Source organism: Promicromonospora vindobonensis (genome assembly GCF_042685865.1).
Taxonomy (GTDB): Bacteria; Actinomycetota; Actinomycetes; order Actinomycetales; family Cellulomonadaceae; genus Promicromonospora; species Promicromonospora vindobonensis.
In genome coordinates this window covers 105,105-128,493 of sequence record NZ_JBHUOG010000002.1, presented here as the reverse complement: position 1 = coordinate 128,493, position 23,389 = coordinate 105,105, and the positions used below count along the sequence as shown (strand labels likewise).

The window sequence follows — 23,389 nt, the reverse complement described above, 5'->3', positions numbered from 1 at the left end:
TCCTCTCAACCCAACCCGTCAGGGGCCGTGAGGCCCCTGAGTCCGGGGTCTGTGGCGCAGCCACACCCCGGACACCACGCGCTACCCAGGCACGTGGTCGTTCATCAGCGGCGCTTCTCTCCTGGGGTGAGCGCCGGCAGGGACCGTCGGCCTCAGGTGCCCAGGGGAGGCCGCGACGAGGGATCCGTCTGGATCGACCTCGTTCAGCCCGAGCATGATGCCCATATCGTGCAGCTCGTCCGCGCTCCGGGCGCGGACGGCGAGGTTGTTCAGGCGGCGGCGAGCTTCGTAGTCGGCTGTTGGTGCTGAGCAGCCATGGCAGGCACGGGTGTCCTACGTCCCGTGCGACGCGGGGCGCCGAGCTGCCCTACATCAGCAGCAGTGCCGGCGCCTCGGACCACTGCATCGTGACGGTGCTGAAACGCTTGACATGGGCGTGAACCGCGTACCGCCAGACCTCGTCCGTGGTCATGTCGTACGTCTTGGTGCCGGTCGCATAGATCGTGGGGCCGTGATCGCTGTGCACCGGACCGAGCAAGGCCAGGACGTCTGCCAGTTCCCCGCGTTCGTCCTCGTTCAGCGGCAGGTACGCCATGAACAAGGGCTCCACGTCGTTACGCGCCTGCACGGGCTCGTCCGGCTGGTCCAGTTTGGAGACCCACCCGGACCGGTCGGCGCTGCCGAACTCGATGGCTTCGTTGGTCCAGACCTCGGCAGTCGCGTACACCACCAGATACCCGTGCTTGGGCAGCAGGTCCAGCGTGAGAGCGTCCTCGGGACGCACATGGTGCTTCGACATCTTCTTCTCTCCGCTCTCGGGGTGCGTAACGGTTACGCGGTGTTGACGGCAGCTCGGTCAGCTCCCGGGACGCGATGCGCTCCAGCACCACCTCGTCCAGCGGACGCATCAGCCACGTCGATGAGGTGGCGGGCACACCCAGAGCGCACCTCCCCCGGTGTGTCGGAGAAGGGACGCTCAGCACGATGCCCGGCTGGTGCTCGATCAGTCGTCCGACGCGGGCGAGGGCATGCTGACGGCCTGGGCCGTGAGCAGCCGGTCCTCGATCCAGGTGCGCACGGCCTTGCGGGCAGGTCGCGCGCCCTGGGAGTCGACGTAGGTCGTCTCGGCAAGGGCATGCAGCTCGTCGTCGGGCATCTTCGCGGGTAGGTCGCTGGCGAGGCGCGGGCTGACCTGAATGATCCGCTCCCGCTCGGCGGCGTAGTCCGCCGCGACGATCTCCCGGTAGGTCCCTTCGCTGATCGGGTTGAACCCGAGGACGAGAGAGAACCGGCCCAGCAGCTCAGCGTCGAAGTGATCCGCCAGCGTCTTGACGAGGCTCTGGTGCGAGATCGTCGTGGGTTCGGAACCGAACCCGACGGTCTTACCGCTGAGGGACTCGCGTGCTGCGTTGGTGGTGGCCACGATGATCGCCTTGGAGAAGTCGATGGCCCGGCCTCGGCTGGTCTTGATCGAGCCCTCGTCGAGTGCGGACAGGAACAGGCGCTGCACGGAGCTGTCGCACTTCTCGAACTCGTCCAGGAGGATCAGGCGGTGCGGGTTGGACTCCAGGGTGTCGAACGGGAGCTCGGCGTTGGAGTCGTAGCCGACGTATCCGGCCGGCGACCCGATGATGCGGGCCATGGCGGCCGGCGAGTTGTACTCCGTCATGTTGAGGATGATCGGGTCTTGGTCGGTGGTGTGACGGGCGACCAACTTCGCCGTCTGGGTCTTTCCGACGCCGGAGGCACCCGCGAACATCCACGCGATCGGGGTGGTGCGCGGGAAGAGGTTCAGCTCCTCGCGCGCGAGCCGGTCGACGAGCTGGTCCAGGACCTGGTCCTGCCCCTGGATGCTCTGCTTGAGGCTGGCCTCTAGCTCCTGCACGTCGAACGTGTGCTTGACGGCGTTGCCGGTGAGCAGACGCCTGGCGACTGCGAGAACCCTGGTCTCGGTGAGCGGGACGTTCGGGGTGGCTTGCAGTACCTGAGCGACAGGGTTCGGACCGGCGGCCTGCGCTTGGGTGGTGATGCGCTTCTGCTCCAGCACACGATCGGCCATCGCCCGGTCGAGCAGCGTGATGGCGTTGTCAGGTCGGTGGGACCCGGCTCGTGAGTTCTGGTCGGCGATACGGACGACCTCCTTGAGGACGTTGTCGTCCACGGTGATCTGGTGCTGGTAGTGCGCTACCAGACCGGCACGTACGGTACCGAGCACCTCGAGGGTCTGGGTCGCGGTGAGCTCGTCGACGACCAGTCGGGAGAAGCGGCGGCTGAAGGCCGGGTCGTTGTCGAGATCGCGCGATTCCTGACTCGTGGTCGCACCGACGACGCGTAGGTCACCGCGGGCGAGGGCAGGCTTGAGGATCTGTGCGATCTTCGAGTAGCTCGGGTCGCGGCCGGAGACCAGGAGGTGGATCTCGTCCATGAACAGGACGACCTTGTTCCTGGGGTTCCGTGCGTACTCGACGACGTCTTTGACCTTCGCCTCCAGGGTGCCGACGATGCCGGACCCCGCGACGAGGTCGGAGATCGGCAGCTCGAAGACCGTGTGGCCCTTGAGCTGGTCCGGGATCAGCGTGTCGCCCAGTTCGATGCGGCGGGCGATGTCCTCGACGATCTTTGTCTTGCCGACGCCTGCGGCACCGATGAGCAGCGCGTTGCTCTTGGTCTTGCCGATGAGGACGGCCAGCGTCTGCTCGATGAGCGTGTCGCGGAACCGGGTCGGGTCGGCATTCTTGAAGCGCTCGTTGTAGTTCACGAGCATCTCTTCGACAGCATCGCCGATGCTGTTGCCGCCCGAAGGCGGCCCTGCGGGCGGGAGCCTTGTCGGGAGACCACCTGACGACGAGCCGGCACCGTTGGTCGCGTCGTCGTCGGAAACATCCGGTGTGAAGTTGGCGAGTCCCATCGCGGGGGCTCCTCTCTGGGCATGGCTGGGCAGTTGGGTGGGCTGTGGTGAGATCTGTGTGGCGGGCGCTGCCTGCAAGGTGTCGTTGATGCGGGCCCGTGCGGCGGTGCATGACGCACTGGGCCCGGGTCTCGTCATTCCGCGGCTATCGGGCGACCTTGTTCCCGGTCACGGTGAACTGGTCGCCGTAGAGCAGCCGCAGAGACGTGTAGGCGTCGCGGGTCTCGCTCGTGTGGTCGCGGAAGTCGATCTCGTCGAGGTGATGGTCGACCCAGATCAGACCGTCCGCGGCCACACTCATATACCTGGCAGCCGACGCGCTCTCGCGGCGGGCCGCCCCGAAGGCGTCCATCAAGGCGCGCTCGGCGCACCGACGCTCGTCCTCGGCGATGACGGGCACCTGGCCCGCCTCGATCGTCAGGTCGGGCTCGCGCTCACTGGGATCGCCCAGGTAGCCGAGCCGCCGACGGAGCCGGGACAGGTCGGCATCCTCGTCGTCGGTCTGGGTCTGAAGATGCCAAGGCTGGAGCTCGGCGAGCAGATTTCTCGGGTTCTGCGTGTCGAGCCACCGTGCGATATCGGCTCGTTCCGTGTCGGTGGCAGTCTCGGCGACCGCACCGATAGCGGCCAGCCTGGCTTCCCCGAACGGGCGCCTCGTGAGCAAACCGATCGCACCTTCGAGGGTGTCGATCCGGCCGGTGGCCCGTTGGATACGAGGCGAGAGGTCGTAGCGGTACGGGATCGGTGCTCCGAATTCCCAGATGCTTTGGCGGATCTCACGCATCAGGTCCAGGATGAGTCGTTCAGCCGCTGTGACGGTCTCTCGCTCTGCGTCGCGAGGTGATCTGACCATGGCCGTCATCCTCCTTCTCGAGAACTTTGGGTGCGGGCTACCCGTCGTGGGGAATGTGTGTGCTTGAGTCGCCGTCGACGCCGAGGAGCGCACGCAGGTCGGTGATGACCTTGCGGTCGTCGGTATCGATCGGGATCCGGACGACCAGGTGCTCCCGCCCGGAATCGGACTCGGCGATGTCCCACTGGATCGGGCGGATGGCGTTGAGATCACGCAGGAGCGTGAGGACCTCGAACATGGAGCTGGTCCTTCCTGGTCAGAGCAGCCAGCACCAAAGGGCAGACATGTGGCTCTGGCTGTTCGGATGGAATGCAAGAGGCCCGGACCGGTCCGCCGTCTGACTTGACTCTGCGAACGGACCCGTCCGGGCGTTGTCTTCTGCTCAGTGCTCCTACCGGCGCTGGTGCGACATCCCCATGTGGGGCTGTCGGCCTCCGGCGCCCCACTCCTTGCCATCCCCGTCTGGAGGTCAAGCTCCCTACGGCCTCGGTGAGCAGAAGAAGATCGGGTGGGAGCCGCGACCACGTCGAAACGGCGAACCTGGTCCGCTCCCTCTCCGGCACGCTCGTCGTTGCGACGGAGCCGGCCGAGCTCAGATGACCATGCCCAGGAGCTTCTGTCTGATGCTCGGGTCGATATGGCGCATGCCGTGCGCGTACCGCTGGGCGGACTGGACCATGTCGTTCCAGTCCATCGCCGAACACGGCGCGTAGTACAGGTTGATCGGGTGGTCCACACGGGCCGACGGCGGGTACCACTCGAAATCGGTGATCATCAGCGAGAGCCGACGACGGCGATCAGGGCTGGCATTGATGTAGTCCCAGACCTGACGGAACTGGGTTCCGCCGGAGACCTTGGGGACTCGGCGGAACTCCTTCCAGATCTGGCTCACCGACCTGTTCTGGACCTTCAGCATGACCTCCTGGGACAGGATGTGACTGAAGGAGTTGAAGTACAGGTTGACGTTGAGCTTCTTGGCGACCTGGATGAGCATCATGACCGCCTCCTGGTAGTTCTTCTCGCTGATCGACCCGGAGGTATCGACGAAGACGTGCAGGTCGGGCATGTAGTGCGTTGACGTGACGCGGCCCGGTTTGTTGAAGTCGTCCGGGTTGCGCCGGTTCGCCTTGGCGAAGCTGGTGCGCGAGCTGCGGAAGATGTTCTGCGAGTGGTTGACGGTCCCCATCCGCCTCAGGACCCTGGTCAGGTCCTTGAAGAGATCGAGCTTGCTCGGTGGCTGCTTGCGGAACTTCACCCGTGCCGAGCGGCCGCTCGGAATGCCGGGTCGGTTCCTGACCGCCTGCATGGCGGCTCGCGCCGCCACACGGGGCAGCGCGGTGAGCTTGGACAGCGTCCGGTTCGACACCACCTTGACCGGTGAGGCCAGCGACTGGTTGATGAGCTTCCACTCGGTCGTGACCTTGCCGTGCACGGCACGGGCGTGAGCCTCAACGTTGACCAAGACCAGCGTCAGCGGGCAGAACAGCTCCCCCGCGGTGAACGGCAGGATGCCCGTGGTCACGCCTGTGCCGTGGTGCGACGCCTGCTGGCGTTCCTGATCCACATAGAGCATGAGCATGTGGATCAGGACGCGTGCGAACGAGTGCTCGTCGTTCTCGTCGGCGTCACTCTTGCGCAGCAGGAGCGACTCGGTGAGCCCGTTGAGCGACAGCTTCACGAAGTCGCCGAGGAGCTTGCGGGTATCGGGGGGCAGCGACGAGGCCATCACCGAGGTCTGCTGGACGAGCCAGGCCTTGAAGTCGTTGAAGGCGCCGCTGGACTGGAACCAGAATCCCAGCGTGTCGGGGTGGTAGGCGTAGGCCAGGGACGCGAAGAACAGGCTGTCGTCGTTCGCGCCTCCCAGCAGCCCCTTGGCCGCTGGGATGACGTCGTCCTGGGCCGTGTAGAGCACGGTGGGCCCTGGTGCGGGCAGCTTGTTCCTGTGCCCTGCCTGGGCGGCGAACATCTCCCGCACCGGCAGGGAGGTGTTCTGATCGAAGTTGACCAGGGTCTGCCCGAGCAGTTCCTTGACAGCCTGCTCGCTCGGCGGTTGCACGGTCTCGCCGAGGCAGTCGAGGACGAGCGGCAGGATGTCGCCGGTGAGGTCGGTGCCCTGCGTGTTCGTGATGCTCACCGGCGACGCGGAGTTCAGCGGCCGCAGCAACGGATCGACGAGCGTCGCCTGCACCGCGGTCATCGGGTCGTAGGGTCCCGTGCACGGGATGAGGTGCAGCGGGTCGAGCACAGCGGGCTTCTGGTTCGTGACGGTGATCGTCATGCTCTACTCCGTTTCTCCAACGGTCGTGAGGTCGTTGCCGCGGCGGGCCAGCGGTCCGCCTCCCGTCACAGGAAGGCCGACAGAGCAGGCTTGACACTGTTGGCGATCGCCGTGTCGCTGTCGATGAAGGCCTCGAGGTTCTGACGGTTGACGTGCTGACCGGTGACCATCTCCAAGAGGGTTCGGATGTGCTCCGCCTCGATCTGGTTCATCCCCTGCGCGAGCTGCTCGATGAGGCGCGTGTTGTCGTCGTTCTCCTTGAGGGCGTACAGCAGGGAGCCGGACTTCTCGTTGTCGGTGAGCAGACCGATCTGGTCGGCCAGGTCGGTGACCGTGGTGGCCGCCTTGAGCCCTGCGTAGCAGTTAGGCGTGGGCACGTTGACCCGGGAGGTCTGGGCACTGCCGGCACCCGAGGCGAGGTCCTCCGCGATCGCCGCAATGACCTGAGTGGCGAAGAGGGTGTTGCCGACCTTGGCCTCGACGATCTCGTGCAGTTCCGTGTCCTCTCGCCCCTGGGTCTGGGTCGGGGTCGAGAGATACCGAGCAAGCTGCTGCTGATCGACCTTGTTCAGCCACTTCGACAGGTTCTCGATGGTGCGTGGCGTGGTGATCTGGTTCATCTCCTCGCCGGAGTCGAACAGCTCGGCCATGGTGACCGTGTCATCGTCCTCGTCGTCGCTGCCGTCGGCCACGATGGCGCTCAGCGTGGACTTCTGAAAAACCAGGGCCGGGAACTGCGTGAGAACCTTCTTGACCCAGGGGTTGATGGCGTCACCGAGGATCCGGATCAGCGTCGGTGCGTCGGGCTCCACGTGGTAGATCGCGAAACGCGAAAGGCTGGCCTCGTCGAGCGTGGTCACGTTGCCCTTGTCGTTGCCGGCGACCATCAGGCGGACGTTCTGCGGCAGCTCGACGTGCCCCATCTTGCGCAGGGTCACCAAAGTCAGGGCACCAGAGGTGACGTCAGTGGAGGTGCGGTTGATCTCGTCGAGGAAGAGGATCGGCCACTCGCGCGGGTTCGCCAGCGCGTAGTCGATGGCGTCCTGGATGACGTGGTGCGGGTAGAAGAGCTGCGTGTAGGACTTCCCGTCCGCGGTCGGCACCAGGCGCGCACCGGTCAGGTCGGCCTTTTCGGCGAGCTGGTTGACCGGCAGCACGAAGGCTCTGGTGCCCATGGAGTAGGCGAGGTCGTCGACGAAGGACGACTTGCCGATGCCGGACTCGCCCATGAGGGCGGGGACAATGCCCACCTCCAGGTCCTGCTTGACGATCTCGGTGAGAGTGTCGCTGAACTTCATGATCGATGACGTTCCTTCTGTGATGAGCGGGATGGGAGGAGACCGCTGTCCGGGCTGTGGCAGCACGCGGATCTGCGCGGGTGTGAGGGCCCGAGATACCGGTCGAGTTGATGGCGTTGTCGTGGACACCCATGAACACCCGGGCTCAGGCACCGGAGGAGCGTCGACCCGGGGGTGCGGGTCGACGCAGGTCAGCTGCCGCGCCACGAACACGCCTGCACACCCGGCGAGGAGGGCGCCAGCAGCGCGGACCCCGAGGCCGACGACGCCGTCTGGTGCGGTAAGGAGAGCGCCGAGGTGTGAACCGAGACCTCGGCCGCTGGCGGAAGGCGCCAGCCGCCCACCGCCACCCGATCGCGCTGCGCGCGATACAGGCCCTGCTCCACCGGTGCTCGCCGCTGCTGGGCCGACGCGCGAACCAGTGCCGGACGAGCAGGCGCGCCACAGGGCCAAGCACAGTCGACGCAAAGAGTCAGGAACTCGACTGCGCGGAGGCTTCGCGATCGGCCACCAGCGCCGCGGCGCGGTCCAAGAGGAAGGGCCGTCCGTTACGGCGCTGACTGTGCTTGGGGCGCGGGGGGATGATCTCCACCGCCGCGCGGTAGAGCAGCCAGGCGACGTCACCGACGGAGTACTCGATGCCGAGGGCGTTGTAGGCCCGCAGCTGTGTCCTCATCCACCCGTGGAGCGAGGCGAGGACGGAGAACTCCCAGCGCGAGAGATCGTGGTCGAAGTCCTCGGGAGCGCGAAGCTGATGACGCGCGGTGGCCAGGGTCTGCTCGACGATCTCCTGGGCGTACGGGATCTCGGGCATCGCCTCGTCTGTGTCGATGTCCGATGCCGAACCGGCCGCGGACTCGCGGGCCTTCAGTGCCAGCTCGGCATAGAGGTCCTCGTACGAGGCGAATGCTGCGCTCTCGGTCGCCGAGTTGGCGTGAGCAATGATTCGCTCGGGCACTGAGTGACGCGTGAAGGTCGCCCAGTGGTCCAGGAGCAGCTCGTACCAGCCGTGCTCCTCGCGTAGCACGCGCTTGGTCGCTGCGTTCGGGAAGTCGTGGAAGTTCTCCGGGAGCGCGGCGAGGAGATGGAACCCCTTGCCGGACATGGACAGCTCCGAGTAGAGCGTGCCGGGCAACCGGAGCAGGTCGGTAGCGACCTCTGGCGGGCAGTCTGGCTCGATGTCCAGGACGAGCAGCCCGTCGGTCTGGGCCTGCAGATAGAACGCATTGTTCGCCGCATCGGGGATTGCCCGCGTGAGCTCGCCCAGAGTGACCAGGCAGGACTGGTCTTTGGCCCACGCGCCTCGGAGCCGGCCGAAGTCGAGCAGGTGCCGGATGTCGATCGGTGCCTTGTGCGTCGGCGGTTTGTCGTGACCCTCGGGATCGTCGTCTCCGATCTGGCCGGAGATGGTCCACCGGGATGCGTCCGCGAGAGCGCGGATCGCGGGGTTGGCGTAGAACTGCGGGAACCAGGCGTAGGGGTCGGCTGGCATCATCGCTCGTGCACGCTTTCGGTCGGCCGGGCTGAGGAGAAGTAAAGACGAGACCCCCGTACTGCGCGGATGCCAGTACGGGGGTCTCATCGGTGGTCAGCGAGGATCAGCCCTCGTAGGTGATCCCGGCCTGCGGAGCCTGGCCCGGGTTGTTCCAGGGACCCGCGGCAGCGCCGACGGCGGAGCCGGTGTCCTTGAGCGAGGCGTTTTCGGCCTCAAGACGCGCGAGCTTCTCCTGGAGCGTCTCCTCCGTAGCGGGAGCCGGGGCTGCCGCCACGGCTGACGGCTGGTCCGGGACCTGCCAAGGATCGGAGGTTGGCGCGGCCGCCGGCTGCGGGGTCGGGAAGGACAGGCCATCCTCGACCTCCGTACCGTTCGAGGCGCCCTGCGCGTCACCGGTGGGCTGGGCCTCGGAGGCCTGGACCGGAGAGAGCGGAGTGTTCAGCACGATTCCGCGCGCACGGAGCTCGTTCACGTCGACGCCGACGTTGTAGTACCGCGGCTTCTCGTGGACGATCACCTGGTCCAGAGCCAGGCCGCGGTTGTTGAAGTTTCGCGGCTTGTACACGCGCAGCACGAGCGTGACGTCGAGGCCCTGCGCGAGCTCCTGACCGGAGTGGTCCTGGTCGTAGGTGCCGTCGCCCTTGTCGGAGGGGATCACGATCGTCGGCAGGCCGGTGCCCTTGGAGTCGATCGCGTAGTTCATCCCGCTGTCGGGGTTCTTCCTCGATGTGTAGCAGCGCTCGGCGACGAAACGCTCTTCAAGGGTCGGGGCACCCGGGTTGGCGAGCTGGACCTCAGCCTCGGTGATGGTCACGGTCGTATGCGGCTTCTCGACCGGGTTCATGCCGTTCTTCACTCTGCGCAGGTCACTTGCCTCGAGCTCCGCTCCCTCGATGAGGCGGGTGAGCCGGGCGAAGGCGAGCTTGCCGCGGATGAAGACGCTGCTGCCCTCGGTGAGCTGAGTGGCGGAGACGGAGTAGGTGGCCATGGTGGACGTTCCTTCGGTCGGTGGATCTGTGGTCTATCAAACGTCTATCAACAAGTGCACTGAATGATGCCCACTCGCTCATTCTATCAAGGCTCGGTTCGACTCCAGTAGGTCACTGATACATGAGTCGAATGCTCGCTCGCACTGGTGATAGAGGTAGGGCACAGGGATGCGGATCCGGTTCACCAGGCAGCCGTGACGGAGTCGGAGCCCTCGGGCCGTAGGGCGCCGCCGATCCCGGTCAGGTGGAACCGATGGCTGCGTCAACAAAACAGGCGGCCCGGGCGGGCCTCGTGGTGGGCGGACCTCGGTCCTCGCCGATGGGGCCTGACACTGATGGGCCGGCGGGCGTACTCGAGGGCCCGCAGCCGCCATGCGCCCCTGACGCGGCTCGCTGTTCTTCGTGGGCTCAGACCCTCTGGCAGGCCGTGGCACGGCGTGCCGGCCAGTGGGCGCGGCCCTGTTCACCACATGACGCCACCCGGGACCGGCGCCAGCCGGTCCACCGCACGCTTCTGCGCAGAGCACCCCGCGATCCACGACTTCCAGAGCTGGGCGCGGCGGGCACGCTTCGGCCCGGTACCCGGATCAGCTGCGCTGATCCCCCGCGGGGACTGCGCAGGCTCGCGGGCGCCTCAGACACAAAAAGGCCCCGCCCGAGTCGGGCGGGGCCTGCTGCGCTGGCCGGGAATCGAGGTCGTGGCCCTTCACGCCGCGTCGGCGTCGCCGAGGTCGATCAGGAAGCCTCGGGCTTGACCGTTCGTCATCATGTCCTTGAGGTGCGCCACGAACATCGCTCGCTGCGCGGCCCGACGGTCAGCGAGGAGGTCGTAGTTCCGCAGCGCCGACATGTCGATGATCCAGCCATCCTCGCGGGCCACGACTCGCGCGAGCTCGGATCCACGCGGGACCGCCAAGCCAGTGAAGTCGTGGTCGAACTCGGGCGCGACGTCGAGGCGCTGCTCCGGTTCGTCGATGTAGAGCGTGTCGGAGTCGACCAGCCGGCCACTCTTGTCGAACGCCGAAAGAGAGACCCGGTCGGCCCGCGAGAAGTTGTCGACACAGACCGCCGTGACGCCCTCGTCGAGGATGAAGGTCGTCCGGTCGAGCTGCTCGCGCACGCGGGTGCGCGCTTCATGGCACCACAGGACGTGCCGGGCCTCGTGGAAGCCCTGGAACTCGTCAGGGCCATGGATCTCGGGTTGGGGGGCGGTCATCGATGCACTCCTTACACGTGCGCGGCTGGGGAGTCCGTGATGCGCCGGGGTCAGGACGGCGGCATCGCCGGGTGCATACTGCGATCATGCCTCATGAGTGGAATTATTTCCACTGGTGTACCGATCGGCAGGGGTCCCCGGCTCAGCACGGCCCGACGGTGAACGCCTCAGGTCACCAGGGCCGGCTTCCACCACTGGTCTCGTGAGCCGCAGGCCCGCCTGATGGCATACAGATCCCGGATCGACGACATCAGGGCCTCGTTCTTGGTGCCACTGATCAGGCGCATCAGGAGCCGTGTCACACGTCCGGGCGATCTGGGCACGGCGTCCTCGCCCAGGAGGTGCAGGAGCAACCCGGCCGTGAGCTTCGGGTCGTCGCCGTACCGGTCGCGGACGACATCCAGGGCGTGATCGGAGTCGGAACGGATGAGGGTGAGCGCGTCATGGGTCTCCACCACGAGCCGGATCATCCGCTCACGCCTACTGAACCCCTCGCTCGGGAGCACGACATCAGGGTGGAGCGTCACCACAGCGCGCCAGAGCGGCTCGATGACGTCGGTGGCGGTGTAGATGGTCAGGGCCTGCTGCCCCTCGACGACGATCTTGCGCAGGCCGCCGATGGCGAGGCCGACGAGCAGGAGGACCAATGTCAGGAGGTACACCTGCCCCCTGAGCTCGGAGGTGTCGGCCGCACCCCCGGACAGGGAGTACCACCCGAGTGCGACGTAGACCATGGTGCCCACCGCCGCGACGGCGATCATGATCAGAGACAACCGGGCAACGATGGGCTGCCCGGTTCTGACCAGCGCGGACCAGCAGCCAACCGCGACCACCAGGGCAGTGACGGCCATCGTGGCTTCATACAGGCCGTAGTAGGCCATGCCGGCCGGCGACCCAGCAGCCTCGAGGTGGGTGTAGAGGGTTCCGTCCGCGTGCGTGGGCACGAACCACACGAGTGTCGCCGTCAGCACCCCGATCGCGGCGGTCACGGCCCAGATCTTGCGGGCGGCACGAAGGGTGACGGACCTTCGACGGAAGGTGAGCATCAGCAGGATCGAGGAAGTCTGGGTCACGAGGAAGGTGAGGCGCTTGAGCAGGTCGATGACCGGCACACCCTGGACGGGTTCGAGCTCACGCAGCACCGCAGCGATGAACATCGTGATGACGGCGTACCGCAGCAATTTCGATCGGTCACCGCGCCCCTTGTGGACGAACGATATGAGCACGACGGTCGCGGCGGCGACACCGACGATGAGGACCGAGAGCATGGTAGGCCTCCTGCTTCTGCGCAGATGAAGTCGAACACGGCACCTTGCTCGCGACAACGGCCTGTCTCGAGCTACTCGGCGTTTCCGTCCCGGCAGTCGAGAAGGAAGCGCGGCACGATCGAGGACAAGTTCAGAAACGAGGTTCGGACGGCAGACCAGCCAGAGACTCTCGCCCCGACTTCTGCTCGCAGGCTCTGCACGAGTCCGGGCTCATCCTTGGTCATGCGGCTGCGGCACATCATCGAGCTGTTCGCTCTTGCGAGCGAACTCGATGATGGCCTCGATGCTGGACAGAGCATCCGGGCTCAGACCGTGGACGCGCAGCGCGATCGTGCGCTCCTGCGGCGTCAGGTCCTGCTCGGCGTCCAGATTCGAGGGTTCGTCGTCGAAGTACGACAGCGTGACGCCGAAGGCGTCGGCGAGTGCCCGCAAGTGCTGCAGCCGGGGATTCTGTGCCTCACCCTTACGCAATTGCTGCAGGTAGCTCATCGACATCGTCGAGATGCCGCGCTGCTCCATCCTGCTGATGATCTCCTGCATGGTGACCGGACGGCCACGAGGTCCGGCAGTCTGTGCAAAGAGATCCTCGAGTCGCTGTGCGATGCTCACAGGCCCGGCCCCTCTCGCGATCGGTGACGACTGGCTCGTCACGGCGCTCCACGAGAACCGCGACACGAACCATCGTAGTGGAAAATCTTCCACTCGGGTACCGGTCCCACGGGTTCCCCGTTGCCATCGGCAGGACTGCTCAGCCTCTGGCCCCGTCAGCGGTAGCCAAACAGGGGCCCGGGCGGCGGGTACCACGCGGGCAGAGCCACCGGCTCGACGTGGGGGAACGTGTGCGAGGGACACGCCAGATCACGAGCGATGCTCAACGTCACCGTTGCCGGAGATGAAGTCAAGGACGTCCGACCCGCGGTGCTTGCGCAGCATGGTGTCCATCAGCCGCATCCCGGTCGTCTCGGCCCGTTGCTCGACCGGGCTGTCGAAGGTCGTGCGGGCATGCGTCGCATCGGCGTTCGTCCGGACATCGCCGTGGAGGATGTGGGCATATTCGTGCAGCACCGTCTGCATCTGGTTGAGCGGAGAGACTCCGGCGTCGTAATAGACATGCGCGGTCGACCCAATGACGATGGTGAGTCCACTGATCTCGGGGTGGCGCAGTCTCGTGGGGATGGGCGCAACGACGATCCCGAGACCACACACGGAAGCGATAGTTGCACCGAGAGCCTCGAGCGTGGACTCCTCAGGCCATTCGAGGCTGTCGATCGGATCCTGGACGGGGCCATGACGGGCCGGCTCAACAGGCGCGCCACTTCGGTGGTGGAGAAGATCGCGGAGGGACCCGGTGATCAGCGGCGTCAAGGCAGGCATCTGTAGTCCTCTGGGGAGAGTAGTACGGACACCGCCTGTCGCTGGCTAACGCAGGGGTACGAGTCCTGAATCTTGAAGGGCAATCACAATAGCCGATAGAGGGTTGGGGGGACAAGTGGTTGAGGCAGCAAGAACGGCACTTGTGATCGGAGCGAGCCGAGGAATCGGCGCAGCTACCGCGCGAGGGCTCCTCAAGGTGGGATACCGGACCGCAGGGACACATCGTGGTGGCGGGTCGGTGCCTACGGGAACAGTCGGGATCGAAATGGATGTTCGCGACGCCGGGTCGATCTCGGCAGGCGTGAGAGAAGCGGTGGCTTTGCTGGGTCGCCTCGACGTGCTCGTGGTCGCCGCCGGAATCACGCGGGACAAGCTGCTGTTGAGGATGAGCGAACAGGACCTGAGCGAGGTGATGCAGGTCAACGCGATCGGACCGATGCTGGCCTGCAAGGCCGCGCTGGAACCGATGATGCGTCAGCGAGACGGCTCGATCGTGCTGGTGTCGTCGATATCGGTGAAATACGGGGTTGCCGGCCAGTGCAACTACACCGCCTCCAAGGGTGCCCTGGAGGCGTTCGCCCGCTCGATGGCCAGGGAATACGCAGATCGCAACATCCGCGTGAACGTCGTCGCGCCCGGCGCGACAGACACTGACATGATGGCGAACGTCTCGCAGCAGGCACGCGCAGCGATGCTGGAAGGGATTCCGTTGAAACGCCTGGGAACCGCGGACGAGATGGCATCGGCAATCATCCATACCGCTGAGAACACGTACATGTCCGGGGCCACTATTCCGGTCGCAGGGGGAATCTGATACATGCCAGTCCAGCTCGACGTCGGGTCCTGGGGCCTGTTCTGCGGCCATGGCGGAAGGCAGCTCGTTCTCATCGACGACCAGCCCTGCGGACCCATCTCGGCACGGAAAATCACACGCCCGATTCCGCGCCGCCTGCTGCTGGACCAGAACCGGGTCACCCATGCCTACCAAAACGGCAGTGCGACCACCGAGACGGTCACCCATAGCGGTACCGAGTGGACCGTCGCCCTACGACCGGTGTTCTCACCACGGTCCTCGACCCTGATCGGCGTGCTCGCCGCCGTCTCGTCGGCCGACCAGGCGCTGCCAGATCCGCCGCTGGTCGGCAGCTGGGAATGGGAGATCGAGCGCCACCCCAACGGTCAGCCGACATCGCATCGACGCACCTACTGGGATCAGAACCTCTTCCAGATCTACGACGTCGACCCGAGCATCGCCCAGCTACGTCAGGACCAGGGCTACTGGGAGGCCGGTGAATGGGCGACCGGGCTCATTGATCAAACCGACCAGATGCGGTTGAGCGCTTCGATCCGGGACAGCATCCAGGACGGACTGAAGGGCATCTCGGGTACGCTCCGGTGCCTCACCTACAGCGTGGTGACGGGCTACGGCTCCTCATCGCAAGGTCGTCGGCACCTGCGCATGGTCGGTCAGGTCGTCCCGGTTGAACCGGGTGACGACAAGATCGTCCTGCAGGGATTCAGCTACGACGCGCCGTCGACGTTCCACGATCTGGCGTTGGAGCACGACGCCGCACGCGTCGATGACGTACTTCGTGGAGTGATGGAGCTCGCCACGGAACCGATAGCCGTGGTGGACGGAACCACCCTGGACGTGCTGATGACTTCTCAGTCGTGGCGGCGAGCGGGCTTCGGACATATTGGTGGGCTCGGCGATTTCGCCAATGGTGCTTCAGGAGAGCTCCGTGCCTTCATCGCAACGGCGGCAGCGGGCGTGACGGAGGAACCTCGCTCGATGGTGGTCGATCTTCGCCGGGTTGACGGCTCGGTCAAGACGGTGCGTATCACCGTCACGAGTGTCAGGTCCGGCGCGCAGGGTCGCGATGCGGTGATCCGGCTCGACCTCTAGCAGAACGGCGCTCATCTGCGATCCGTGTGTCCGCCGCACCCTCAGGGCAGGAAGATCTCGCGGCCAATCAGGGCCGCGGGGTCGACGCCGGTGGGGACGTAAGCGTCCAAGCAGTCCTCCTCCGCGAGGCTCTCGACGAGAGGATGACTTTCGATGGCCTCGCGTGCCTCGTCCGGCGTGGAGAAGACGATCGCGGCGTTCGGGTGGTCCTGCCTGTCGATGAGGACATAGCCCAGCTTGGCCGGTTCGCCGCGCTGCATGCGTGTGAGGTCGAGACGGAAGCGGACGTGTTGCTCAAGCATGAGGACGTCGAAGCCGAGATCATCCGAGAGGTCGTCCACGCGCTTCGACGTGTCCTCAGTGCTGTCGTCGACCATGGTGGTCCTCGCTTTCAGGGTCGGAAGTGTCGGCGCCGGATTCGTCGAAGGTCTGGATGACCGTGCCGGGGGGCACATGGATCGCGACACGGTGGCGGGTGCTGTCCATGGCTTGTCCGTCTGGCATGACGCATTCGGTGACCTGCCAGTCGTCGGGCAATTCGCACCGGTAGATCTCGATGCGTGCGCTGGTGCCGTCGGGCTCGGCGTCCTGGTAGATGGTCACGACATTCGATCCGGGATACGCGTCGTAGTCGGCGATCCGCTCGTAGGTGGAGCTCATGAGGTCTTGGCGAAAGCCGCCTTCGTCGAGCTCACGGGCGTACTTGTAGTCGATGACTCCGCGGCTCCGGATCTCGCCGCGGCCCCCGACCAGGCCGGTGTTGACGTATCCCTCGACGTAGACGCCGGTGGTGGCGTCCATGGCGACGATGTCGCCCTCGGCCACGAGTGTCCACGTGATCTCGTCGGGTTCCGCTGACCGGCAGCCGGCCAAGCCGGCGACGAGGGCAAGCGCGAGCGCGGCGATGGTGGTGATCCTGGTCTTCACGCCCGAGCCCCCTCGGCGGACCGCTGGGCCCGTGGTGGGAGTGCTCATGGGACGGCTCCTTATGTTGTGTGCTGTTCGACCTCGCGTGCCTACTTCGGCAGCACGACGGGCTTGTGGTTCTCAGGTGTGAGGCCGGCCTGCCATTTGGTGACCTGGTTGTCCTCGACGGTGATGCCCCAGAGGTCGAGGTACTCCTCGCCTTGAGCGGTGAAGGAGCCGTTCACGACGTGGTCAGTCGTGAACTCGGCGAGCCTCGGGTCCTCGTCGCGATGCGCGTCGAGATATTCCTTGGCGCTGGGCGCGAGCAGACGGGTGACGAGGAAGGCGATCCACTCGGCGCCCTGGTAGGTCTTCTCCGATTCGTTCCAGACGATGGTCGTTCCGTCTTCGTCGGGCTCGAAGTGGCACCAGACGCCCGGCTGTCCGGCAGGCGGCCGGTTGAAGTCGACGGTCACACCGTCCAGCGCGAGAGGGCCCTCGATGCGCTGGCACCGGCGGGTCGCGGCGAAGTCGATGAGGTAGGCGGTCTCGTCGTCGTTCAACGGCGGGACGATCGTAAGACTGCCGCTGAAGTAGGTGTCAGATCCCATGGGTCAAAGCTTCTTTCTCGTCAGGCGGACTGTTCGTCGGCGAGCTGCTCAATCGCATCCAGCCGTGTTCGCACGGTGTTTTCGAAGCCGTTGGTCGTCGGCGTGTAGTACTCCCGGTCCCGGACCTGGTCGGGCAGGTACTGCTGCGCGACGACCCCGTGGTCGTAGTCGTGCGGGAACAGGTAGCCCTGGCCGTGGCCGAGAGCTTTCGCTCCCGGGTAGTGCGCGTCGCGCAGGTGCACGGGCACCTCGCCGGTCATCCCTTGCCGGACGTCCCGGAGCGCGCTGTCGATGCCCCTGATCACTGCGGGGCTTTTCGGTGCGGTGGCGATCGCGATCGCCGCGTGGGCAAGGTTGATCCGTGCCTCGGGCATGCCGACCAGCTGCACGGCCTGCGCTGCGGCGACGGCGATCGACAGGACGGACGGGTCCGCCATGCCGACGTCCTCGGAGGCGTGCACGACGAGCCGGCGCGCGATGAAGCGCGGGTCCTCCCCCGCCTCGATCATCCGGGCGAGCCAGTGCAGCGCTGCGTCGGGGTCGCTTCCCCGCATCGACTTGATGAACGCGGAGACGACGTCGTAGTGCTGGTCGCCGTCGCGGTCGTAGCGCTGCAGCGCGGAGCCCGCGGTCTGCTCGAGGATCTCGTGGTCGATGCTGTGCTTGCCGGCAGCCTGCGCCGTGGCGACGGCGGTCTCCAGGCGGTTCAGCGCCTGGCGGACATCGCCGCTCGAAGAGTCGGCGATCACGTCGAGGGCGGAGTCCTCGAAGCCGATGCCCGTTGCACTGACCTGAGGGTCGTGCTCGAGCGCTCTTCCGAGGACAGCGACGATGTCGCGGCTGCTCAGCGGGCGCAGCACCATGAGGATGGACCGGGAGACCAGAGCCGGGTTCACCGAGAAGCTCGGGTTCTCCGTTGTCGCGCCGATCAGCGAGATGGTCCCGGACTCCACGGCGGGCAGCAGGACGTCCTGCTGTGCCTTGGAGAAGCGGTGGATCTCGTCGATGAAGACCAGCGTCTGGGTGCCGTCCACGTCGAGCGCCTTCTGCGCAGCAGCAAGCGTCCTGCGCACGTCGGCGACTCCGGCGGAGGTGGCCGAGAGCTCGACGAAGCGCCGCCTCGTCTCGAGCGCGATGACGCTGGCGATGGTTGTCTTGCCGCAGCCGGGAGGACCGTAGAGCAGGACAGACACAGCGGGCGCACCCTGACCGCTGGCGAGCTGCTCGAGCGGCGAGCCGGGGAAGATGAGGTGGTTCTGTCCGACGACCTCACTCAGTACGGTCGGCCGCATGCGCGCGCCGAGTGGTGCGTTCCCGGTCATGGTGCTGCTCCTGGATCTCGAGGGCCAGTGTCAGCCCGTGTTCGCGAGGCGCTCGCGCTCGCGCGCCCTGCGCGCCTTGATCGCTCGGTACACGGTCTGGTCGGAGACACCGAAGCTCGCGGCAACGACAGGTGCGCCGACCTCTGTGTCGACCATCGCGAGGATGGCCTGGTCACGCGTCTGCCTGCGTGCACGAGCGAGACCCAGGCGCTGGCCGGGCAGAGCGCTCGTGATGCGGTCACGCTCCGAGACGGAGAGCCCGCCCCAGATACCGAAGCGCTCGTCGTTGCGCAGCGCGTACCTCAGGCACTGAGCTCGGACGTCGCAGCTGTCGCAGACGCGCTTGGCGTCTGCGCTATTGCTGCCCTTCTCGGGGAAGAATGTCTCCGGGTCGGTCTGCGCGCACAGGGCCTGGTCACGCCAGCCCTCGTCGACGTCGATCTCGGACATGACTGCTCCTGTCCCAGCTTCCCGCCGTTGGCCCTGGACCGCGCTCGCTTTGCTGGCGACGGTTCAGGCACCTGCTGCGTGTGTCTGGGCGAGCGTCGCGATGGCACAGCGGCGGACCGCGTCGTACTGTGCCCAGAAGTCGTCGTCGACTGCCTGGGTGATGGCGCGGTTGATCTCGTCGTCGCCCAGGTGCTGGATCAGCGCGGCCTGCTGAGGGGTCAGATCGTGAGCCTCCGCAGGGGCATCGTCCGGCTCGGCGCGAACCGAATCTGCGTCGAGGCTGATGCCGTGCCTGCGCGGAGGCAGGTTGGTCGGATCGGTCGCGGTCTTCTCCTTCTCCGCAGCCTCGGCCGGGTTCTGGTCTCTGGCTGTGGCCATGCCGATATCCTGGAGGTAGGACTCCATGAGTGCGGCGTTCCGGGCGTCGTCACGGGCGAGGTACTCGGCCTTCAGCTGGCGGAGGTAGGCGCCGATGATGCGCTTCGGCCGTCCGCCCTCGGCCATCGCCCAGGGGCATCGCGTGCACCAGTAGTTGCCGTCGTAGACGACGGTTCCGACGTGGCGGCATCGTGGACAAGGCTCGTCGTGCACGGGATCACCCGACAAGATCGCGGGGTCGAACCTGGATGACATGGCGGTCTCCTTCTCGGTCTCGGGTCGGTCCCGCTGCGGTCTGTGCTGATCGCGGCTGACACTTGCGCACACGCCTGGTGCTCTTCCGTCGCTTCGGGGTGGGTCGCTACGTGGCGCTGGACTTTCCGAGCTCGGTGCATCCAATGCGCCAGATCGGAGTTCGGCGCAGCACGGAAGCCCTCGATGGGCTGACGGCTGCGCTAGTAGCGGCTCATGGTGTGTGCCTTCGCGAGTGCACTGCCAGGTGGCGTCGGAGGCTCTGTCCCGCCCCGGCGAGGAGGTCGGTGATCTCCTCGGGGAACGTGACGAAAACGAAGTCCAGGGAAGTCACCTTGTCGAACAGGAGCATCACGGCCTCGTGGCGCGCGATGCCCCGGCTCATGAGGTAGAACAGCTCGTCCTCGTCGAGGACCGGCTGCCCGCCGAGCGCGTTGAGGGTCGCATCGGGATCAGACGCGAGCTCCATGGGCCGTTCGGCCACGACGTACTCGTGCGGCCAGAGGTGCAGGTCGCCTGCCGGGGTGGCGATGATGGCCTGCTTCGGGTAGACCTTCACACCGTTGGTGGTGAACGCTCCGGAGTTCAGCTCGTGCGCGCGGGCTCGCCACATGCTCAGCGGTGGGATCCGGAATCGCGATCGCAGCTCGGTGAAGGGCTCTTCGACCACGATGACCCACGCTCCATCCTCGGGGATCTCTTTGCCCTCCTGCTCGGGGAAGTACATCGATGGCTCGATGCCCGCTGATGCTGCTTCGAACCAACCGTCATCGGAGGCCTTGGCACGACGGGACTCGTACCAGTCCAGCCACTCGGGCGTGACCTGGGTGCGTCGGGAGTCGGTGTACTTTTTCGGCGCGCGTGCGCGCTTGCTCTGTGCCAAGGCTGGATCACCCGGATCTGTTTGGGCCCTCGGCGCGCATCGGGCACACGGGGTACATGCGGAGTACTTCTCGGAGTTGAGCAAGAACTGCCAGGTCTTCTCGCCCAGTGCCCTGCTGGTGCAGATATCCCGCAGCCGGCGGCACCCACGACGTCGCGCACACTGTCGGCCGGCGTGCTCACGACCTGTTGCGCTGTTTGGCCGTGCGGGTGATGCGGTCGAGCAGGCCGCCGATCAGGCTCCAGGCCTCGTCGTCGTTCTCGTGCTCGGCCAGCCACTGGGCAGCCGCCAGGGATTCGGGGTCCCCGCGGTCGCGCAGCGCGTTGGCCAGCTCACGGGGGATCGCGTTGTCCCAGGCACCGCGTTGGTCTGCTCGGGCGTCGACGACGGCGGCCGAGATCTGGAGATCGGCGCCGGTCTCCGGGTCGATGAGCGTCCCGACCGAGACGACGTCGGAAAGGGGCTGATGGTGAGCGGTGCCGTGCTCGTCGAGGTAGACGAGCGCAATGTGCTCGGCGCCCACCGTCGTCGGCGTCGTGGCAGCGGGCTGGGGTGCAGTCCCCTGGAAGACCTCGATCAGCGTGTTGATCTGCTTGCGGCGCACCAGGAGTGCGTCGCGTTGAACCTTGCGCTCCTCATATCGGGCCAGGTGTGCGTTGCAGCAGACATCCAGCGGACCGGGCGTCTCGTCGACCTGGTAGCCACGAAGGTAGTGATCGGACTCGACGGCCTTCTCGTGGAGCGCGCTCAGAACGAGGCGCTGCTGCACTGGGGTCACCGTGATGCCGAGGTTGGAGTCGGTCGCCGTCATCCCGTGGTCTCCTGCCCTGCCGAGTCGGCGATCTCGAGCATGTTGATCACCTCGCGTGTGGCAGCGACGGCCGCGGCGTCCGTGTCGGTGTTTCGCACAGCGAGCTCGGCGATGGTGAGGCGTGCGCTGGCTGCCCGGGCCGGGGTGATGGACGGCAGGACGTCGACGTCGACGTCGCCGTCGGTGACGGTGACGAGATGGCTCTGGCGGAGCTGGAACCTCCCGAACGCACCCGCACGCTCCCGGGCGGGGATCTTCGCGAAGCACTCCCGGCAGTGGACGGCGCGGGTCTTGCGCCCGCAGCCGCCGGCGCACGGCTTGAGCCGCTGGCTGCGGCCGTTGAAGCTGGTCATGAGCGGTCCTCCGCGATGACGGCGTACAGGTGGACGGTGACCGGGTGAGCACCGTCGGGCAGATGGCCGACGTGGGGCCTGCGGTCGAGGTCACGGTGACGCGAGTCGATGCAGAAGCAGACCCAGGCGCCGGAGCGGACGTGCTCGGCGACCATCACGTCGCCGTCCTCGACGACGTGCACATCCAGTGCGGGGACAGGGACCGTGGCAGTTTCAACGTCGCGGTCGTTCAGCAGGAGGTCCTGCATCAATGCGTTCATGGTGTGCTCCTGGTATGGGGCCCAGGCCGGACGACACGGCCCGGGCGTGGATATCGGTCGTGGTCGCTGCGCTCCCCGCCAGGGCACAGGTCGTCGCTGGTCAAGAGCGCAGCGCGGCCGGAGAGGATCTTGCGGACGCGCTCGCATGGTTCTCCGGGTCATCGACCTCGGAGGTTGTACGGATGATCAGCCGAACTCGAAGCTGCGGCCCAGAAGCGCTGCCTCCGACGAGCCCGTGATGGTCACGTCGTAGCTGGAGTCGCCGTGGGTGCGGCCGGTGCCGGTGAACTCGAAGAGTTCGTCTGTCGCCCAGTCCTGGAGCTCGTCCTCGACGAAGCTCTCCGGTGCCCCGACGACAGCAGACAGCACGAACGTCTGCACGGTCTCGCCGGGGTAGAAGTTGTCGATCGTGAGGTCGACGGTGATGGTCCGGTTCTCGGTGCTCATGGGTCGCTCTGCTCCCTCGGGCACGCGTGCGTGCCAGATCGTTTGGTGGCTGGGCGTTCAGTCCGCGTTGCCTCGGCGGTGCCGCACGTAGACGCGCTCGTGGTTCTCGGCGAGGACTCCGGCAGGCCGCATCAGCGACTCATGTAGGTCGCGAGTGCGCAGTCCGTCTCGTCCGAAGCTCCTGCGGGGGCTGTCGATGTCCCTGACGAGACACCGATGTGATCCTGGGGGGGCGCCCGATACCCGACCCGTTGCGCCATCGGCCTGCCACCCGGGTCGGCGCCGCCGACCTCCGAGGGTCAGCGCCCGCAGGGCGCGACACCGAGGGGTGACCGCGACCTCGTCGTGCTCACCCAGCTACTCGTCGACGCTGGTGCGATGTGCTCAGGCCACCGGACGGACGTGGGTCCGGGATTCTCCGTGGTCGTTGTGCGGATCAGGCGCAGATCACTGCCGACGACGAGCGATCTGCAAGAGCTTGTCGATCGACTCGTCCCGCGACAGCGCGTGGTAGATCTCCGAGACGATGTCGTGCTCGTCGAGGACCTGGTCGCGCAGTGCGGCGATCTCCCGGCCGGCGACGGTCTCGACGGCGGGCACGCGCTCGTCGTGCGGATGCTTCGTCGGCACGTGCCTGCCGCTGCGGCGCTGGACGAGGTTCTCGCACGGCTCGGCCCGCCCTGCTCCGCACCTGGGGCAGTCGCGCTCGAGGCTGTGGCGCGCCACGAGTTCCTGCAGCTCTTGCCGGGTGCCCTTCGCGGCTACTCGGGCGTCGGCGTAGCTGGCCTGGTCCCAGGGCGAGGTGGTCTCCTCGCGCAGCCTCTCAAGACTCTGCACGACGGCGTCGATCTTGCGCTGGTACTCCTCGATGTCCTCGTCGAGGCACTCGTGCGGGAGGTAGGTGTACCGCTCCTCGAAGTCCCCCGGGTCGTGGGTGGATCGGGTGAGCAGCCTGCCGGCGACGGGGTCGTAGAGGCCCTGGTCGTACCGGAACCCGGTGCGACCGCAGGAGTGGCACACGGACTTGCGCATGAACATGACGTCTCCTCTTCTCAGCCCGACCACTCCTCTCGACGCGACGCGGAGACGACATGGGCGGGGTCGGCAACCGCGGCGACATCCCCACTGGTG

26 protein-coding genes are annotated in these 23,389 nt (G+C 66.5%); 2 read left to right on the top strand and 24 right to left on the bottom strand.

The window, feature by feature from the left end:
- Positions 1-367: 367 nt before the first annotated feature.
- The 12 genes from ACFS27_RS13855 to ACFS27_RS13800 all read right to left on the bottom strand — a co-directional run bounded on the left by ACFS27_RS13855 (position 368) and on the right by ACFS27_RS13800 (position 13,679).
- Positions 368-799 (bottom strand): hypothetical protein, encoded by a 432-nt coding sequence (locus ACFS27_RS13855; protein WP_377183912.1) that lies wholly within the window; start codon positions 797-799, stop codon positions 368-370.
- A gap of 204 nt (positions 800-1,003) precedes the next feature.
- Positions 1,004-2,908: an AAA family ATPase gene (locus tag ACFS27_RS13850; protein WP_377183910.1), complete on the bottom strand. Its 1,905-nt coding sequence runs from the start codon at positions 2,906-2,908 to the stop codon at positions 1,004-1,006.
- 145 nt (positions 2,909-3,053) lie between these two features.
- Positions 3,054-3,692, bottom strand: a complete 639-nt coding sequence (locus ACFS27_RS13845; RefSeq protein WP_377183908.1) for a hypothetical protein — start codon at positions 3,690-3,692, stop codon at positions 3,054-3,056.
- Positions 3,693-3,798: 106 nt separating this feature from the next.
- The gene (locus tag ACFS27_RS13840; protein WP_377183906.1) at positions 3,799-3,999 is read right to left on the bottom strand and encodes a hypothetical protein; all 201 of its coding nucleotides are present in this window, start codon (positions 3,997-3,999) and stop codon (positions 3,799-3,801) included.
- Positions 4,000-4,353: 354 nt separating this feature from the next.
- A complete protein-coding gene (locus tag ACFS27_RS13835; RefSeq protein ID WP_377183905.1) occupies positions 4,354-6,039 on the bottom strand; it encodes a hypothetical protein in 1,686 nt (561 codons plus the stop codon).
- A 65-nt stretch (positions 6,040-6,104) separates the two neighbouring features.
- Positions 6,105-7,337, bottom strand: a complete 1,233-nt coding sequence (locus ACFS27_RS13830) for an AAA family ATPase (RefSeq protein ID WP_377183904.1) — start codon at positions 7,335-7,337, stop codon at positions 6,105-6,107.
- 472 nt (positions 7,338-7,809) lie between these two features.
- A complete protein-coding gene (locus tag ACFS27_RS13825) occupies positions 7,810-8,829 on the bottom strand; it encodes a hypothetical protein (RefSeq protein ID WP_377183903.1) in 1,020 nt (339 codons plus the stop codon).
- A 106-nt stretch (positions 8,830-8,935) separates the two neighbouring features.
- Positions 8,936-9,820 (bottom strand): hypothetical protein, encoded by an 885-nt coding sequence (locus tag ACFS27_RS13820; protein WP_377183902.1) that lies wholly within the window; start codon positions 9,818-9,820, stop codon positions 8,936-8,938.
- Positions 9,821-10,527: 707 nt separating this feature from the next.
- Positions 10,528-11,037 (bottom strand): hypothetical protein, encoded by a 510-nt coding sequence (locus ACFS27_RS13815; RefSeq protein ID WP_377183901.1) that lies wholly within the window; start codon positions 11,035-11,037, stop codon positions 10,528-10,530.
- A 167-nt stretch (positions 11,038-11,204) separates the two neighbouring features.
- On the bottom strand, positions 11,205-12,305 hold the full coding sequence (locus ACFS27_RS13810; RefSeq protein WP_377183900.1) for a DUF6545 domain-containing protein: 1,101 nt from the start codon (positions 12,303-12,305) through the stop codon (positions 11,205-11,207).
- A gap of 210 nt (positions 12,306-12,515) precedes the next feature.
- Positions 12,516-12,914 carry a hypothetical protein gene (locus ACFS27_RS13805; RefSeq protein WP_377183899.1) on the bottom strand — a complete coding sequence of 133 codons (399 nt, stop codon included), beginning with the start codon at positions 12,912-12,914 and terminating at the stop codon, positions 12,516-12,518.
- Positions 12,915-13,163: 249 nt separating this feature from the next.
- Complete coding sequence (locus ACFS27_RS13800; protein ID WP_377183897.1) at positions 13,164-13,679, bottom strand: hypothetical protein; 516 nt, start codon at positions 13,677-13,679, stop codon at positions 13,164-13,166.
- A 115-nt stretch (positions 13,680-13,794) separates the two neighbouring features.
- On the opposite strand from ACFS27_RS13800, the gene ACFS27_RS13795 reads away from it, so the two are divergent.
- On the top strand, positions 13,795-14,493 hold the full coding sequence (locus tag ACFS27_RS13795) for an SDR family NAD(P)-dependent oxidoreductase (RefSeq protein WP_377183895.1): 699 nt from the start codon (positions 13,795-13,797) through the stop codon (positions 14,491-14,493).
- 3 nt (positions 14,494-14,496) lie between these two features.
- Positions 14,497-15,585, top strand: coding sequence for a hypothetical protein (locus ACFS27_RS13790; protein ID WP_377183893.1), 1,089 nt, complete (start codon positions 14,497-14,499; stop codon positions 15,583-15,585).
- Between the two features lie 41 nt (positions 15,586-15,626).
- On the opposite strand, the gene ACFS27_RS13785 is transcribed toward ACFS27_RS13790, so the two are convergent.
- The 12 genes from ACFS27_RS13785 to ACFS27_RS13730 form a co-directional block, all read right to left on the bottom strand.
- A complete protein-coding gene (locus tag ACFS27_RS13785) occupies positions 15,627-15,962 on the bottom strand; it encodes a hypothetical protein (protein ID WP_377183891.1) in 336 nt (111 codons plus the stop codon).
- Positions 15,943-16,512 (bottom strand): hypothetical protein, encoded by a 570-nt coding sequence (locus ACFS27_RS13780; RefSeq protein WP_377183889.1) that lies wholly within the window; start codon positions 16,510-16,512, stop codon positions 15,943-15,945. The genes ACFS27_RS13785 and ACFS27_RS13780 overlap by 20 nt, the downstream gene beginning before the upstream one ends.
- Positions 16,513-16,601: 89 nt before the next feature.
- Positions 16,602-17,102, bottom strand: coding sequence for a hypothetical protein (locus ACFS27_RS13775; protein ID WP_377183887.1), 501 nt, complete (start codon positions 17,100-17,102; stop codon positions 16,602-16,604).
- A 20-nt stretch (positions 17,103-17,122) separates the two neighbouring features.
- Positions 17,123-18,424 (bottom strand): replication-associated recombination protein A, encoded by a 1,302-nt coding sequence (locus tag ACFS27_RS13770; protein ID WP_377183885.1) that lies wholly within the window; start codon positions 18,422-18,424, stop codon positions 17,123-17,125.
- A gap of 30 nt (positions 18,425-18,454) precedes the next feature.
- On the bottom strand, positions 18,455-18,874 hold the full coding sequence (locus ACFS27_RS13765) for a WhiB family transcriptional regulator (RefSeq protein ID WP_377183883.1): 420 nt from the start codon (positions 18,872-18,874) through the stop codon (positions 18,455-18,457).
- Positions 18,875-18,937: 63 nt separating this feature from the next.
- Positions 18,938-19,507 (bottom strand): hypothetical protein, encoded by a 570-nt coding sequence (locus ACFS27_RS13760; RefSeq protein ID WP_377183881.1) that lies wholly within the window; start codon positions 19,505-19,507, stop codon positions 18,938-18,940.
- A gap of 211 nt (positions 19,508-19,718) precedes the next feature.
- Positions 19,719-20,387, bottom strand: a complete 669-nt coding sequence (locus tag ACFS27_RS13755) for a hypothetical protein (RefSeq protein WP_377183879.1) — start codon at positions 20,385-20,387, stop codon at positions 19,719-19,721.
- Between the two features lie 178 nt (positions 20,388-20,565).
- Positions 20,566-21,198, bottom strand: a complete 633-nt coding sequence (locus ACFS27_RS13750) for a hypothetical protein (RefSeq protein ID WP_377183877.1) — start codon at positions 21,196-21,198, stop codon at positions 20,566-20,568.
- Positions 21,195-21,551 carry a hypothetical protein gene (locus tag ACFS27_RS13745; protein WP_377183875.1) on the bottom strand — a complete coding sequence of 119 codons (357 nt, stop codon included), beginning with the start codon at positions 21,549-21,551 and terminating at the stop codon, positions 21,195-21,197. The genes ACFS27_RS13750 and ACFS27_RS13745 overlap by 4 nt, the downstream gene beginning before the upstream one ends.
- A complete protein-coding gene (locus ACFS27_RS13740) occupies positions 21,548-21,811 on the bottom strand; it encodes a hypothetical protein (RefSeq protein WP_377183873.1) in 264 nt (87 codons plus the stop codon). The genes ACFS27_RS13745 and ACFS27_RS13740 overlap by 4 nt, the downstream gene beginning before the upstream one ends.
- A 186-nt stretch (positions 21,812-21,997) precedes the next feature.
- On the bottom strand, positions 21,998-22,258 hold the full coding sequence (locus ACFS27_RS13735) for a hypothetical protein (RefSeq protein WP_377183871.1): 261 nt from the start codon (positions 22,256-22,258) through the stop codon (positions 21,998-22,000).
- 447 nt (positions 22,259-22,705) lie between these two features.
- Positions 22,706-23,296 carry a zinc finger domain-containing protein gene (locus ACFS27_RS13730; protein ID WP_377183869.1) on the bottom strand — a complete coding sequence of 197 codons (591 nt, stop codon included), beginning with the start codon at positions 23,294-23,296 and terminating at the stop codon, positions 22,706-22,708.
- Positions 23,297-23,389 lie beyond the last annotated feature (93 nt).